This window comes from Ferrimicrobium sp. (assembly GCF_027364955.1).
GTDB lineage: Bacteria > Actinomycetota > Acidimicrobiia > Acidimicrobiales > Acidimicrobiaceae > Ferrimicrobium.
In genome coordinates this window covers 89,978-101,366 of record NZ_DAHXOI010000003.1, presented here as the reverse complement: position 1 = coordinate 101,366, position 11,389 = coordinate 89,978, and the positions used below count along the sequence as shown (strand labels likewise).

Here is an 11,389-nt window from a genome sequence, read left to right as displayed (position 1 = left end):
CGATGAAGAGGACGAGCTCGATCTTGATGACGAACTTATCGTAGATGAAGAGATCGACGAAGAGCTCGATCTCGATGACGATCTCGATGCAGACGAAGAAGTCGACGATGAGATTGTGCTCGACGAGATGGATGGCGTCGAAATCGAAGAGTTGACACCAGACGCTGATGACGAAGCCGAGGAGTCAGAGGACGCTGAGGAGTCTGATGATGAGGAGGAGGTTGATGACGATGAGGTTGAGTCAGCCCTCGATGATATTCTTCGTGAGCGCTTCGTAGTTACCGAGGTCGACGACGAAGAGGAGGTCGATGAGTCTGGAGACACGGTCGTCCGGGTCAAACCTCGGCAGCCGGATGAGTTTGTCTGTCAGTCATGTTTCCTTGTTAAGAGCATGATACAGCTAGCTGATAAGGAGAAGATGTTCTGCCGTGACTGTGTCTAGTAGGCTGTACCTAGTCGGGCCGTTCTCGGCTCCGTCAGAAAGGAGTAACCATGGCTACGCAAGAGACTCCATCGTTCGATTTCGATGACCTCAAACAGGAGGTAGTGAATCGGTTGTTCTATCAGCCGATTGGTTTGCTTGCTGCAGTCGTAAAGACCCTCCCAAATGCAGCTGAAGAGGGTCGGCGTGTGGTGCAAGGTCCGTTGCAGACCGCAAAATTCGTTGGCGACATGGCTGCTGGAGTCATGAAGGCCAGATATGGTACCCAGATCAACGATCTTGAGGAGAGAGTCTCTGACGTGCGCAGGACCGTTGAGGGTGCTGCTGATCTTGTGTTTAAGACTGCTCAGTCTCGGGTGAGTGGTTTCGGTGGGGACGGGAACGTGCAGGCAGAGCCCACGGATGCTAAGCCCACTGATGCTGAACCCACCGTCCACGAGGCACAAGGAAGCGAGATCGTTGGCGGAATCGTTGGATATGAATCGATGACCGCCGCTGAGGTGATCGGCCACCTCCAAGGGTTAACGCTTGATCAGCTCGGTGAAGTAGAGGCGTTTGAACTTGAGCACCGCCGCCGACGAACGGTCTTGGGTCGCGTGTCAAAGTTACGCGAGGAACAACAGTAGTGAACTGAGAACCTTGATGGAACCACTTCATCAAGGTTGATCTCCATTGGCAGTGGACTTCGTTCACTCGGTGGACTCCGTTTACTGGGTGAGGTGGCGTAAAACAGTGAAGACGCCGGGGGCGAGGGGTACGCGGATGGCTTCCTCAAATCGCCACCAATGGAGGTCGAGTGCGTCGGAGCTGGGAACCAGAGCGCTCGGCTCGTTGATGACATCGCAGAGAAAGCTAAAGAGTGCAAACGAGCGGTCGCTCATGTGGAGTTCGATCTGGGCGAGGAGCCTGAGGGGATGAAGCGTGACTCCGATCTCTTCGCGGGTCTCGCGTTCCACGGCTTGGATGAGGTGTTCGTTGCGCTCGACTTTGCCCCCAGGTGGGGCCCACATCTCTGGGTTGCGTGGTGAACGCCGAACCAATAGCACCTTATCGTGGTCGATGGTGATGGCGGAGACGGCCACTCGAGGAGGTCTGTCTGAATGCGCAGGCGTTAGAGTTCCCTCGTTACTCGGATCTGGTCTGATCGAAAGCCTTGTGCTTCATAGGTGAGTTTTGCAATGCGATCTCCTGGAGAGACCCAACCGTAACAGGTTACACAACCGGCGCGCTTGGCCAGGGTGAGCGCCTCTTCGAGGAGCTGCTCGCCGATCCCGAGGTTGCGTAGTTCAGGCTCGACATAGTGCAAATGAATCGTTGCAATGGCTCCGTCTACTGCGAACAGTAAGAGCCCTGCTGGGATCTGGTCCCAATAGGCAACCACGGCCTCACTGTGTTCGAGGACGAGCGCGGCCGGAATCCAGTTGAGAAACTCCTCCGGAGGAGTTCGCACCGCAGCGATGCGCATCGTCATGATCTAGAGGTCGTCAGTAGGTATCGGGGTCTCATCGCTCGGGGTTGACTTAGCTGGGCGGGAGGTCTTTGGCACCATTGCAAGAATCTCCGGACGAGGAGGAGGTGGCACGGAGACGCCCGTCAACTGAGCGAGGGCGGGGATACGCCCGGCGTTTTCTTTAGCAAATTCGATCAGTTCAGGAGTCGCGTCGTTGGGAAGACTCGTTGGCTGTACCTGGCGACGGATAGGACTTTGGGCGACGGCATCGATGAGTACCATCCAGCGGTCGGAGGGAGTTTCGGCACTCATCTCGGCATTGCAAAGACCTACGAGGCGCTCGGCGAGCTCTGCCGGCAGTTTTGCCGCCGGATCAGGTAGCTTCGCAGCGAGGCGCAAGGCACGTACGAGGCGATTCTCGTCGACAGCGCTCGCCACCTCCTGTTGCCACTTGTCAGTCTCAGCGCTCGAGCGGGCAGTGAGTACGGTCGATAAGTTGTTGAAGAGTTCCGTTACCTGCGGGTTCTTTGCCGAGCGATCGGCAGCCGCTAAGATTGCTCGCAGATCTTTGAGCGAGATTTCTTGTGCGATCTCGCTCGCAGCTTCAGCGCGGTCGAGCCACGTCGCAACGCGAATGCGGGGAAGAATGCCTTCGGCGATCTTGAGTGTTGCGTCGACCGGTGTCTCGGGATTGCCAGCCGCAAGAGCAAGGGCATTTTGTTCGGCGATCGCCGCTCGCACAGCGGGTAGTCCACCCTTCACTAAGGCCTCACCAATCGGTCGATGCTCGGGGAGGAGGGAGTCAAGGACCTCTCTGCGGTGTGTCTCTTTGGGATGGAGGCGCTTCGCCTCCGGCCGACTTGGTCGTCGGCGATCCGTGGTGTTGGGTCGGTTCGTCCGGGGCGGTCGGTCTTGCCCGCTGGGTCCGTCACCCGACCGTCGGGGTCGATCGGTATCGCCGCGTCGCCCCTTCGCCGGTTGCCCTTGGCGAGCACGCTCGCCACCTCGCCGCGATCGATCATCGCCTTCTCGCGGTCCACGGTTGGGACGATCAGGACGTCCTTTTTTCTTCAGTGAAATATTGACCAAGGGTTCATCGCTGGAGGAGCCGATGAGTTCAATGCGGTTATCCGGCGCCTTCTTGGTGATCGGTGCAGTGACTGAAAGTATCTCGATGCCATCGAGACCCATTGCTACATCAGCTCGCGCCACATCGCCGATCTTGGCTCCGTCATAGAGAAGCTGGCTGGCGACCGTTCCCTTTGGACTGCGGGCGCCTGCTGCGCGCCATGTCCAGTTGTCGCTGTCGAGCCGACTGGTCAGCTCAATCTCGAGTTTGGTCGCCATGAACCTCCACCTAGCATGTTGTTCGATTTGCGGTGGTCCTCGGTCGACCACCATCGGGCAATACTAGTCGGACGACGGAGAGGGGTCAGCAGCTAGCCTTGCTCCAATGCGAGTAGGTGCTCATGTCTCGGCGGCTGGAGGATTCGATGGTCTGGTGGATCGGGCAGGCGCTCTTGGTGTGCAAGCAGCACAGTTCTTTCTCTCGTCGCCCCGAACCTGGAAGTATCGGCCGCTAGCGGCTTCGGCGAGTGGCCCGGTGACGCAGGCGGCACGGCTCCGTGGAGTGGAGCGCCTCGTAGTTCACGCCTCCTACCTCATCAACTTGGGGTCGAATGATCCGCAACTCGTCACCAAATCGAGCGAGTTGCTTGCTGCCGTCATGGCCACGTCGGTAGAGGAGTCGCTTGCTGGGGTGGTGCTCCATCCGGGATCGCATAAGGGTTCTGGTTTTTCCGAGAGCCTTGAACGTTGGCGGCAAGCCGTTGCGCCAACGGTGTCCATTGCCTCGGAGACGACGCAACTGCTTCTTGAGAACACAGCCGGAGGAGGCGCATCGATGGGTCGCTCAGTCGCTGAGCTGCGCCAACTCGTTGAGCGATGCGAACGGCAAAATGTAGTGGGCATCTGTATCGACACCCAACATCTCTTCGCAGCGGGCTATGATCTGCGCGATAGGGTGCTCGCCGATGAGCTTGCTGATGAACTCAAGAGCGTATTTGGCAAAGTAGCCGTCGTCCATCTCAATGATTCAGCGTCGGAACTCGGTTCGGCGCATGACCGACATGCCAATCTTGGTGAGGGTGAGATTGGGCTCGACGCGCTGATTGATTTTGTCCATCACGAGGTCTTTCAATCTGCCGATCTCATTCTTGAAGTACCTGGTGCCGGTGATGGGCCTCGAATGGAAGATGTCGTGCAGTTGCGAGATGCGCTAGCAAACTCTGGCGTGTCGGACTCCTGAGTACCAAATGCTCGAGTGTCGGGTCCATGTGGACGGTGGCGGTGAAGGCAGCAATTCCCATAGCTCGCTGCGGTAGACGTTGGTGGAATCTGCAGTCACTCGTTGGTGCTTTAGATCGGTGCATCCACCCCAAGGCCATTGTCCTGGAGATACGATTCCAGTGCGTTCATGCCAACGTATCGGTGGCTACGGTAGCCGGCGTCGGCTGCAGCCTGCACATTCTCCGCACGATCATCGACGAAGACTGTCTGCGAAGGAGTGATTGGGAACGTTGTGGAAAGGATATCGAAGAAGTAGCGAGATGGTTTGGCAACACCGATGCCTCCTGATACGAGAATGCCGCGAAAGGTTGCTAGGAATGCAAACGTCGCCATCGCCGCATCCCAGTACTCGCCGGGCCAGTTCGTTGCCGCATAGGTTGGGTGGCCGGCATCGTTGAGCCGATGCAAGAGCGCGACCATCTGGTGCGAAACGGGCCCCCACATCTCTGGAAAGCGATCGTGATAGGCGTGGATCGGGCCCGCGAGCCCAGGGTTGGCGGTGAGTAGTGCTTGTGATGCGATGGAGAACGGAACGCCGCGATCGAGCTGGGCATGCCAAGTTGGTGTGCAAACCTGCTCGAGGAAGCGTTCCATGTCGCGCTCGTTGGCGAAGATTTTGCGGTAGAGGTGCCGTGGATCCCAATCGATGAAAACACCACCGAGATCGAAGACAACGGCGGTAGCGGGGGGCGTCCCGGTTGTGGTGCGTATGGATTCCGCTTCGCTCACACCGTCACACTCTACCGGGTGTCAGTCCCTGATCTTGGCTTTGCCGATTGGGACTCTTGTAGCGTGCATTCGATTCCCGAGGCCCCTTGGGCCCGCAGATCCATTACAGTCTGCCAACGGCAGTGCCGGCGAACACCGATACACAACGGGTTTTCGCTCCGGTGTCGCGTCATCGCGCGGTATGGACAGTCATGGTTCCTCATGAGATGTTGGAGCCGATTCGGACCTTCCTCCGCCGCGTCCGCTGATGGGGACGCGGCGCAAGAGATCAGAATGGTTCGCGTGTTTTTCGCTAATGGAGGGCAACTGGTAGCTATGTAGCAGCCTGCATCCACCCAGACTACTGTACGTTCCGGAGTTCGGTCGTGAGTGCAACGACCGGGAGGCTGATGGTGTTTGCACCAACATCTAGGTTTGGCAGCGAACCAGTGAGACCTCCAACACGATAATCGGCTGACCAATGCTCCACTAAGGAGACCTGAAGGAGGCCTGATTGCTCTGGGCGGTACCATGTCAGGGCTGCGTTTCCCGTTGCAGGAACTCCAGGCGGAGGCGCCTGGTTGAACTGCCAAGAACTCCATGACCAAGCGTGGATCACAAGCGGTCCATCGTTGGTGGACAACGTAGTGGTTGCAGTCGGAGTCGTCGAGGTGAGCAGCTGCAAAGGAACGTTGACGATTCCGAACGACGGATGCGCTGCGATGCTGGGTCGAGGTAGTCGGTCGTTCACCACTTGGGTCCAGAGGGCGAGGAGATCCAGATGGCTGATGGGGCTGGTGTCACATCGTGGGTATACGCTCAGGCGTGCCCACATCGCCTCTGCCCACGATACTTCAGCCTGGTAGAGAGGTTGAGAAGGAGGAACAACGGTGTGATAGGTCACACAACTCACCGCTAGCGATGCCCCGGTATGGGTGACGAGTGAGGGAAGAAAGACTGGCCCGAGTGATGGAGCACCAGGGTGTGCGGTCTCCGAGCGCGATCCGCGCAGGATGATGTGATAGGTTGAACCCGATCCTCCTCCCTTGATGATTACGTTGGTGAGTTGCGTGGACGCGCTTAGGCTTGTGGCGACTACCGCGGTGATGATGGTAACGGCCGCGATGCGCAGATTGCGCAACGGTTGTGGCATGAGCCCTCCTTGGCAGTGTCTTCAATCTGGGGCATCATTCCTGTTCCTCGACCCGTAGATCGGAACCCTTTCGATGGTGCGTTTCACTCGCCATGGAGTGATGACCCCGTGGCTCTTCCATGAGCCATGCCCTAGACTAGTCATCTGATTGAGTGCTGTCAAGGCATCAGTTAAGCATTATGTGCCCAGACGTTCGTGGACCAAACCATGGGCCAACGTCTAGGTTACGCCCCGAAGGCATGGTAACCACCGTCGACGTGAATCAGTTCGCCAGTGGTCATCGGGAAGAAGTCGGACAAGAGGGCTACCACGCTCCGGGCGACAGGTAGGGCGTTCTCGGGGTCCCAACCGAGCGGGGAGCGATCCCCCCAGTTGTCTTGGAACATTTTGAAGGCGTCAATCGATTTGGCGGCGATGGTTCGAATCGGCCCTGCAGAGATGAGATTGACGCGGATTTGGGAACCTCCGAGTTCTCGAGCCAGATAGCGACTGAGCGATTCGAGACCAGCCTTGGCGACACCCATCCAGTTGTAGCCAGGCCACGCGACGGTTGCGTCGAAGTCAAGACCCACGATCGATGCTCCTTCGGCGGCTGCCAACAGCGGGCGAAATGCTCTGGCCAGCTCCGAGAGGGAAAATGCCGATACCTGGAGGGCAATGGCGACATCCTCCCATGGGGCTTCCAGCATCGGCTTGTCCAGGCAGGAGGGTGGCGCGTAACCGATGGCGTGGACAATTCCGTCAAGATGCGACCAGCGCTTACCCACTTCGACGGCTGCCTGATCGACTGAGGTGGGGTCACCAGCGTCGAGTTCGATGACCTGCACATCGGCCCCCAACTTCGCTGCGACTCGTCGGGTGATTGAGAGACCCCGACCAAAACCCGTGAGAATTGTCTCGGCGCCTTCGTTGCGCGCGACGGAGGCGATATGATACGCGATCGATGAGGTGTTGAGAACACCAGTGATCAGAAGCTGCTTTTCGTCTAGGATGCCCATTCCATCTCCCTGGCCGTAAACTCTACTCAGAGTAATAGCAGCTTAGATTGGTATGAGCACACAACGAAACGACATCGAGTGAGGAGTTGGGTTTGCAGATCGGAATATTGGGAGGGACGGGCCCTCTGGGCAGTGCGCTGGGTGCACGACTTGCGGCGAGCCATCTGTCGGTGGGGTTGGGTTCGAGGGACAGGACCAAGGCCGTCGAGGTTGCCAAGGGCATGATGGGGCGGTGGCCGGAGGTGGATGGATACCTGGTTGGCGCCGACAACGAAGAGGTCGCCAGAGCGCAGATGGTTTTTGTAGCGGTTCCCTGGGAAGCCACGATCCGGTTAGTGGAACCACTCGAACACCTCCTTGAGGGCAAGATCGTCGTCTCGATGGCCAACGCACTGGTGAAGGTAGGTGACGAGTTCGCCGCTCTCACCGTTCCGCGAGGCTCGGCGGCCCAGCTCCTACAGGCGAGACTGCCTGCAGCCATGGTGGTTGCAGCCCTTCATCATGTACCTGCACGATCGTTGGCCAACCTCTCCCGACCTGTCGAGGTTGATACGCTTGTCTGCGCTGATTCCTCTAGCGCGAGGAGTCAGGTGGCGGCTATCCTGACAAGGATCCCGGGACTGCGGGTCCTGGAGGCTGGCTCACTGGCCCAGGCACCCGCTATCGAGGCGATGACGGCAGTGCTATTAAACATCAATTTACGGTACAAGGCGACGGCGTCAATTCGCCTGACTGGCGTGGAGGTTGCGTAAGTGAAGATCTTTGATACCGCCCGCGAGGCGCTTGTTGAGCTTGATGTCCACCAAGTCGCCCGTATCTATACCTGCGGCATCACTCCCTATGACGCTGCCCACATGGGTCATGCAGCGGTCTATGTGACCTTCGATCTCTTGCAGCGCAATCTTGCGCGGCACAACGTGGTCTCTACGTGTGTGCGGAATGTGACCGACGTCGATGATGATATCCTGCGCAAGGCTCGGACGATTGGCGCGAACTATCTGGATCTCGCTGCGCGAGAGATGGCTAAGTTCGATCGCGACATGGCTGGCCTCGGCCTTGCTCGACCACATGCAGAGCCGAGGGCAACCTCGGCGATTCCAGAGATTTTGACGATGGTCGGTGATCTCATGGATGGTGGTTTTGCCTACCAAGTCGATGGCTGGGTCTACTTTGAGGTGGCAAAGGCGCCACATTTTGGGAAGGTGTCCCACCTTCCGCGTGACATGATGATGGAGCTTGCCGCCGAGCGGGGTGGTAATCCAGGTGATCTACGAAAGCGTGACCCGCTCGACTTTGTGTTGTGGCAACCGTCGCTTCCGGACGAGCCTTCATGGGAGTCACGCTTTGGGCCAGGACGTCCTGGATGGCATATTGAATGCTCTGCACTAGCCATGCGGGAATTAGGTCCGGTCGTCGATATCCATGGAGGCGGTTCCGATCTGATCTTCCCTCACCATGAGTGTGAAGCGGCACAGACGGAGGCGATTACCGGCGGTGAATTCGTAAAACACTGGATGCATGTTGGGATGGTCTGCCTTGACGGTGTCAAGATGTCCAAGTCACTTGGGAACCTTGTGTTCGTCGGTGACCTACTCAAAGATTCCACCGGCGAGGAGATCCGCTTGGCCATTTTGAGCCATCACTATCGATCGACTTGGGACTGGTCCGATGCCGTGTTGGCGAGCGCAAAGGAGCGTATTGCCAGGTGGCGATCGAGCGGTCCAGGTAGAGGTGCTTTTGATGAAGTAGCGGCGGCACTCGACAATGACCTCGATACTCCTACAGCCATCGCGGCTATCGAACGTGCCGTCGCTGAGGGTCAGGGTGTCAGAGATACGGCTACATTATTGGGAATCGATTTGGAGGTTGCGTGAAGCTAGACGGTCAGGACTATGAAGAGTCCGTGAGCAGTGGTACCGATCTTCTCACTCGGCTGCCAAAGGCAACCGCCAAGGATGTGGTCGCCTTGCGGGTCAACGGTGCACTGGTGGATATCAGACATCCCCTCGATCCTGATGATGAGGTGGTGCTCATCCACGCCGATAGTCATGATGGGCTCGATATCGTGCGGCACTCGTCGGCCCATGTGCTTGCCCAGGCAGTGGTGAGACTGTTCCCTGGGGCGCAGTACGCGATTGGTCCCACGACCGATGACGGTTTCTTTTACGACTTCCTCTTGAACAATGATGGGCGTTTCGAGGAATCAGACCTTGCGAAGGTCGAGGGGGAGATGCGCCGTATCGTGGGAGAGGATCAACCCTTCATACGGGCTGAGGTCACGATTGCGGAGGCTGAAGAGCTCTTTGCTTCGCAGCTCTTTAAGAGAGAGATCTTGGCCGCCATCCGTGATGTTGACGAGACGCAGCTCGTCTCGGTCTACCGTAATCGTCCCGATTTTGTTGACCTGTGCCGGGGGCCCCATGTTCCCTCAACTCGTTACCTCAAGAGCTTCCGACTGCAACGGGTGTCGGGCGCCTACTGGCGTGGGGACGAAAAACGCCCGCAGCTGCAGCGCATCTACGGCATCGCCTTTGCCTCCGAGAAGGCTACCGAGGATTATCTCACTTTCCTGGAGGAGTCAGAGAAACGAGATCACCGCCGGTTGGGCCAGGAGTTGGATTGGTTTCACTTTCCGCCGGAGATCGGTTCTGGACTTGTGGTGTTTCACCCAAAGGGAGCCTATATCCGCTATCGAATGGAGGAGTTCTCACGAACCAAGCACCTTGAGGCGGGTTACGAGCTCGCGTGGACCCCGCATCTCGCGAAATCGACGCTCTACGAAACCTCGGGCCACTTGGAGTGGTATAAGGAGGGGATGTACCCACCTATGGAGCTTGATGAGGGGGATCTCTATTATCCGAAGCCCATGAACTGTCCTGGCCATATGCTCATCTATCGCTCACAACCACGTTCGTATCGCGACCTACCACTGCGACTCTTTGAATTCGGAACGGTCTACCGTTACGAACGTTCGGGAACCCTTCACGGTTTGCTCAGGGTGCGCGGTCTTACCCAAGATGACTCTCATATCTTTTGCACTCCTTCCCAACTGAAGGATGAGTTGGGACGGCTTCTGCGATTTGTCATCGCAATCTTACGCGCGTTTGGCCTTGAGGATTTTGATGCAGAGCTTTCGACGCGACCGGAGAAGTCCGTAGGCAACGATGCCGAATGGGACTTCGCTACCGAGGCCGCCCGGCTTGCCCTTGACACCTCTGGCATCGAGTACTCGATAGCCGAAGGAGAGGGGGCGTTCTATGCACCCAAGATTGATATCCACCTCACGGATGCGATCGGTCGACGATGGCAACTCTCGACGCTCCAGATCGATCTCCAGGAGCCGCAACGGTTCGCGCTGGAGTTCCAAGATACGAGCAATCAGAAGCTTCGCCCCTACATGATTCATCGCGCGCTGTTTGGATCAGTGGAGCGGTTCTTTGCCATATTAACAGAACACTATGCAGGAGCATTGCCAGGCTGGCTGTTAGAGGAGCAGATTCGCATTCTGCCCGTCACTGAGGAGGCCCACGATTGGGCGCACACTGTGGCGCAAACCTGTAAAACTAACGGGTTACGTGTTGTTGTCGGTTCTGCAGGCGAGCCCTTGGGTGGCCGAATTCGAAAGGCGAAGATGGATAAGGTTCCCTATATCCTCGTCGTCGGCAATAATGATGTGAGCGCTGGCACCGTTGGCGTGAACCGCCGAGGAGATGCCAAAGAACAGCGTGGCATTGCACTTGACGTGTTCGTCGCTGAAGCGGTGGGGGCCCTTCAGGAACCTACTCTCGACGCCTTCTGATGGAACATCTCTTTGCCGGTTGGCGCGCACAATTTGTCGCAGGAGAGGATCGCCCAGTCGGATGCGTGTTCTGCACGATCGGCGCCGAGCCAGACCATGATGATGCGCACTACGTGATTGCTCGCGGGGATACCTGTTTTGTGGTGCTCAACCTCTATCCCTATACTTCTGGACATCTCATGGTGGTACCCAATGCGCATGTTGGGGATCTTGCGGGCCTCGATGGTGCGTTAGCTGAGGAGATGTGGGCCTTCATTCGGGCAGCCCATGATGCACTACGCGCGGCCTATCACCCGGAGGGTATCAATGTTGGCATGAACCTTGGCAGAGCTGCTGGGGCAGGAATTGCTGAGCACGTCCACGTGCACCTTGTGCCTCGCTGGTCCGGTGATGCGAACTTTATGTCGACCCTGGCTGAGACCCGAGTTCTACCAGAGACGCTTTCGGACTCACTGATAAAACTGCGCACGCATTGGTCCGCTCACTAACG

12 protein-coding genes and 1 pseudogene are annotated in these 11,389 nt (G+C 57.6%); 7 read left to right on the top strand and 6 right to left on the bottom strand.

The annotated features are described in order from the left end of the window. Positions 1–328: 328 nt before the first annotated feature. Together M7Q83_RS14190 and M7Q83_RS03250 are read left to right on the top strand one after the other, a co-directional pair. Positions 329–442, top strand: a pseudogene (locus M7Q83_RS14190) (DUF4193 family protein); the annotation flags it as partial. 50 nt (positions 443–492) lie between these two features. Further along, positions 493–1,068: a hypothetical protein gene (locus tag M7Q83_RS03250; protein WP_298335322.1), complete on the top strand. Its 576-nt coding sequence runs from the start codon at positions 493–495 to the stop codon at positions 1,066–1,068. Between the two features lie 81 nt (positions 1,069–1,149). Here M7Q83_RS03250 and M7Q83_RS03245 read toward each other — a convergent pair whose 3' ends face one another. Genes M7Q83_RS03245 through M7Q83_RS03235 form a run of 3 tightly spaced genes read right to left on the bottom strand, consistent with a single transcriptional unit; the run spans position 1,150 to position 3,239 of the window. Further along, complete coding sequence (locus M7Q83_RS03245) at positions 1,150–1,524, bottom strand: NUDIX domain-containing protein (RefSeq protein WP_298335320.1); 375 nt, start codon at positions 1,522–1,524, stop codon at positions 1,150–1,152. 29 nt (positions 1,525–1,553) lie between these two features. Then, entirely contained in the window at positions 1,554–1,913 is a 360-nt protein-coding gene (locus M7Q83_RS03240; RefSeq protein WP_298335318.1) for a GNAT family N-acetyltransferase, read from the bottom strand. Between the two features lie 3 nt (positions 1,914–1,916). Then, positions 1,917–3,239 (bottom strand): hypothetical protein, encoded by a 1,323-nt coding sequence (locus tag M7Q83_RS03235; RefSeq protein WP_298335316.1) that lies wholly within the window; start codon positions 3,237–3,239, stop codon positions 1,917–1,919. Positions 3,240–3,345: 106 nt separating this feature from the next. Here M7Q83_RS03235 and M7Q83_RS03230 point away from each other — a divergent pair, with 106 nt between their 5' ends. Continuing rightward, complete coding sequence (locus tag M7Q83_RS03230; protein ID WP_298335314.1) at positions 3,346–4,200, top strand: deoxyribonuclease IV; 855 nt, start codon at positions 3,346–3,348, stop codon at positions 4,198–4,200. A gap of 110 nt (positions 4,201–4,310) precedes the next feature. Here the strand turns inward: M7Q83_RS03230 and M7Q83_RS03225 are convergent, their stop codons facing one another. The 3 genes from M7Q83_RS03225 to fabI form a co-directional block, all read right to left on the bottom strand. After that, on the bottom strand, positions 4,311–4,970 hold the full coding sequence (locus M7Q83_RS03225; RefSeq protein WP_298335312.1) for an HAD family phosphatase: 660 nt from the start codon (positions 4,968–4,970) through the stop codon (positions 4,311–4,313). A gap of 340 nt (positions 4,971–5,310) precedes the next feature. Further along, complete coding sequence (locus tag M7Q83_RS03220; protein WP_298335310.1) at positions 5,311–6,102, bottom strand: hypothetical protein; 792 nt, start codon at positions 6,100–6,102, stop codon at positions 5,311–5,313. Between the two features lie 224 nt (positions 6,103–6,326). After that, the gene (gene fabI / locus M7Q83_RS03215) at positions 6,327–7,100 is read right to left on the bottom strand and encodes an enoyl-ACP reductase FabI (protein ID WP_298335308.1); all 774 of its coding nucleotides are present in this window, start codon (positions 7,098–7,100) and stop codon (positions 6,327–6,329) included. Positions 7,101–7,192: 92 nt separating this feature from the next. Between fabI and npdG the strand changes: the two genes are divergently transcribed. Genes npdG through M7Q83_RS03195 form a run of 4 tightly spaced genes read left to right on the top strand, consistent with a single transcriptional unit; the run spans position 7,193 to position 11,387 of the window. Further along, positions 7,193–7,852 carry an NADPH-dependent F420 reductase gene (gene npdG / locus M7Q83_RS03210; protein WP_298335306.1) on the top strand — a complete coding sequence of 220 codons (660 nt, stop codon included), beginning with the start codon at positions 7,193–7,195 and terminating at the stop codon, positions 7,850–7,852. After that, a complete protein-coding gene (locus M7Q83_RS03205; protein ID WP_298335305.1) occupies positions 7,853–8,974 on the top strand; it encodes a cysteine--tRNA ligase in 1,122 nt (373 codons plus the stop codon). After that, the gene (gene thrS, locus M7Q83_RS03200; protein ID WP_298335303.1) at positions 8,971–10,899 is read left to right on the top strand and encodes a threonine--tRNA ligase; all 1,929 of its coding nucleotides are present in this window, start codon (positions 8,971–8,973) and stop codon (positions 10,897–10,899) included. Before M7Q83_RS03205 ends, thrS begins: the two co-directional genes overlap by 4 nt. Continuing rightward, positions 10,899–11,387 carry an HIT domain-containing protein gene (locus M7Q83_RS03195; RefSeq protein ID WP_298335301.1) on the top strand — a complete coding sequence of 163 codons (489 nt, stop codon included), beginning with the start codon at positions 10,899–10,901 and terminating at the stop codon, positions 11,385–11,387. Before thrS ends, M7Q83_RS03195 begins: the two co-directional genes overlap by 1 nt. Positions 11,388–11,389: the final 2 nt, after the last annotated feature.